The 3383-nt window shown below is 49.7% G+C and carries 4 protein-coding genes; 3 read left to right on the top strand and 1 reads right to left on the bottom strand.

What is annotated here, in order from left to right; translation table 11 throughout:
• The coding region (locus AC1DNW_RS35265; RefSeq protein ID WP_477855767.1) for a condensation domain-containing protein at positions 1 to 183 on the top strand (183 nt) is incomplete at its 5' end.
• A 184-nt stretch (positions 184 to 367) separates the two neighbouring features.
• Here AC1DNW_RS35265 and ectB read toward each other — a convergent pair.
• A complete protein-coding gene (gene ectB / locus AC1DNW_RS35270; protein WP_477855768.1) occupies positions 368 to 1630 on the bottom strand; it encodes a diaminobutyrate--2-oxoglutarate transaminase in 1263 nt (420 codons plus the stop codon).
• 725 nt (positions 1631 to 2355) lie between these two features.
• Here ectB and AC1DNW_RS35275 point away from each other — a divergent pair.
• Together AC1DNW_RS35275 and AC1DNW_RS35280 are read left to right on the top strand one after the other, a co-directional pair.
• Positions 2356 to 3060: a thioesterase II family protein gene (locus AC1DNW_RS35275; RefSeq protein WP_477855770.1), complete on the top strand. Its 705-nt coding sequence runs from the start codon at positions 2356 to 2358 to the stop codon at positions 3058 to 3060.
• A gap of 37 nt (positions 3061 to 3097) precedes the next feature.
• The coding region (locus AC1DNW_RS35280; RefSeq protein WP_477855771.1) for a condensation domain-containing protein at positions 3098 to 3383 on the top strand (286 nt) is incomplete at its 3' end.

Raw genomic sequence — 3383 nt, forward strand, 5'->3', positions numbered from 1 at the left:
GCTTCGATGGAATATGCAACCGATCTTTACGACGAAGAAACAGTTGCCCGCATGGCAAGCCATTTGATCACTGCTTTGGAAAAGGCAACCGCAAATCCGGATGATCCACTATCAAACATAGAACTCATCGGCCGGACCGAGCGCGAGCAATTACAAGATGAATGGATAATAACGTTTATTTAATCAGGTGATTTCTCGCTGCCGGCCGTCGTACCTGGCGATCGGTAATCGCTCGACCTACGACAAAACGCTGCATCAGAAACAAATGAGCGCTGCCATGCCCCAAGCGACTTATTTTATCGGGCACATTATCCTAGTTGGCTATTTTCAATCTCGCTTGCACAAGACGGATACTGACCTTTTCTTGTCAAAGTCCACAAACGTCCAACACCGCGGCCTCGAGAATAGACAACCCTTCTTCCGCAACGTCACTATCAATATTTAGTGGCGGCAAGCATTTGACGACCTCGTCTTTGGGGCCACAAAGCTCTACAATAAGATTCCTTGCGAATGCGTTTTTACTAATGGCATTCGCCAATTTATCGTCCCGGCAAGAGATCCCGACCATAAGCCCCTTTCCCTTTACAGAGAAACCATCACCTAATCTCGCTGTTAAATGAGATAAACTGGAATGAAAACGCAGAATATTGCTTTGAACAGCCTCGGCAAAGTCGTTGTCACACCAATAATCGAGGGCAGCAGAAGCAGTAACGAAGGCTAAATTGTTTCCTCGAAATGTGCCGTTATGCTGACCGGGACCTAAAACATCATATTCTGGAGAGACCAAAACAACCGCCATTGGTAGTCCATATCCACTCAATGACTTTGAAAGGCAGATTAGGTCTGGCTGTATGCCCGAACTTTCGAAACTGAAAAAATGACCAGTCCGGCCGCAACCCGCCTGTATATCATCTACGATCAACAAACTACCCAGCTGCCGGGCCAKAGCCTCCAGCCGTTGCAGCCATCCATCAGTAGCTACGTTCAGGCCGCCTTCACCTTGAACACACTCAACTAGGAAGGCAGCCGGTGGTTCAAAACCGCTACTAGGATCGTTGATGTAATGTTCGATCAGCGCAATAGTATCGACATTTGGGCCCAAATATCCATCATATGGGTACCGATCCACTGCGGCGTGCGATACATCGCCCGCCATGCGATGATAACGGCTTCCTGTTAAAGCTAGCGCGCCTGCCGACATACCGTGGAACGCATTTGTAAAGGCAGCGATGCGGCCGCGATCGGTCGCTTTGCGCGCTAATTTAATTGCCGCCTCTACGGCATTTGTCCCAGTCGGTCCCGTAAACATCACTCGATGCTTCATCGATCGGGGCGCAAGAATGATATTATCGAACTTTGTCAGGAAATCACTTTTTGCAGTGGTATGGAGATCGAGGCCTTGGGTTATTCCTCCCCCCTCTATGTATTCGATAAGAGGTTTTCGCAACGATAGTGGATTGTGACCGTAGTTAAGAGCTCCAGCACCAGCAAGGAAATCTATATATCTGCGGCCATCAACATCCCACACCTCGGCGCCCATAGAGCTCTGGAACACCGGCGGGAACGAACGGCAGTAGGATCTAGCATTTGACTCCCTGCGTGAATAAATATTTGCGGTCACGGCATCCATCTGCGTACCTCTAAGGCCCCATTTTTGGTGTAGGATAAGGGATCAAACTGAACGTTCGTTTTTGTAGGTTTGCTCAGCCTGGCTTGGGTTGACGTTGAGTCCCACTCAATTCAGTTGAGCTCGAACAGGAAGAATATTGTCGAGTTTGCGAGCACGATTATGCCAGTGACGTTCAAAGTCCGCTCAAGCTTGCAGATTAATTTTCCTGACGCGAACCAGTCAGTGAAACCTTTAGAACCTCCACATGCTAATCAGATTTTTGCAGTCCTGTGAACAGGTTTATCTGATGGAGGAGGTTGAGAAACGGCGCGGGGAGATTTGCGTTGGAGGTTGTCGGCGTAAGCCGCATCCGCCGGAGGGCACCATCGTGTAGCGTTTTGACGCGCGTCCAAGGGGCGGATTATGCCTAACGGGTTCTAAACGTACTGCAATTCATGCGTGATCGGGGACCTCTAAAAAGTTCAGCTTGAACGAGTGTTTCTTGTGTTGACGTTTGCTCAAAGTTGGTTGTACTCTTCGCAAAAGACGCGTTCTCCGGGGATAGAAGGCGGTGGCGTGTGGTTTTCGCGCGACGGCCGGTTGTAACTTGGTCCCGGAAAGTTGGTAGCTGAAGAAAGGGAGATATTCAGTTGGCGTGCGAACTTGTCATTAACATTTGATTTTCTATGACCCTAAGCTCAAATCTTGGGAATCCTTGGCTCGTCCCTCTTCGACGCGTTCCGCAAGTGGAATTTCGTGTTGTTTTGTTTCCTCACGCTGGGGCCGGCCCTTCCGCGTTCCGTCTTTATGTAGAACATTTCCCGCCCCAAGTAGAAGTACTCGGTGTGCAATTGCCTGGGCGCGAAAGAAGGCTGAGAGAAGCGCCATTGTCGATGCCGCTCGAGGTGCTTCCGCGTATATCGGACGCAGTGCGGTCAATTTGTGCGGATAATATTCCAACGATTATGTTTGGGCATAGCCTTGGGAGTCTCCTTGCATATGGCGTCGCTCAGCAAATGGAGTTTGCTCGATCCGCGTACCAAATTCGTGGATTGGTACTCTCAGGATGCAGGGCACCTGATGCCGTTCGCGCGGAGCGTGGTCTTCATTGGCAGCTGTCCGACGATGATCTGATTTCCCAAATACGTCAGTTGAACGGAACAGATCAAGATGTTCTGAACAATCCTGAAATGCTTGAACTATTACTTCCCACCTTCCGCGCCGATATTCKACTTGCAGACGAATTGAGAGAGGCGCTGTCTCCATCCATATCTATTCCAGTTGTCGCTATAGGCGGTACCGATGACCCAGAGGTATCAGTTTCCGAGACTGCGGCCTGGCGCAAGTATACAAGAGGGATATTCAGTCAGTTTACGTTTCCGGGAGATCATTTTTTTATTGAACAGCAGCGAAAGGCTGTTTGTGAACTGATTTGCGGACTGATTTCGTAACCGAGCTATTCCAACTTCAATTATCTTTGGAGAGAATATGGATGCCCCAGAGGACTCAAACCTTTTCAAAGCACTGTTACTCAAGCGGCTGGAAGAGCGGCACTCTAAGTCAGTTTCTCGTAAAGATGATTTTTTAATTTTAATCTCGCCGCGCGACGGTCATCTGCAATTATCGCATGCGCAGCAGCGTCTCTGGTTTTTGGATCAATACGACCAGGACAGCACAGCCTACAACATGCCGCTGGCGCTGCGTCTGAAGGGCGAGGGGATCAGCGCTGCACGGATAGGGGCGGTTTTTGAGGAGCTGACGCGGCGGCATGAAT

Source organism: Rhizobium sp. 05L429 (assembly GCF_056397645.1).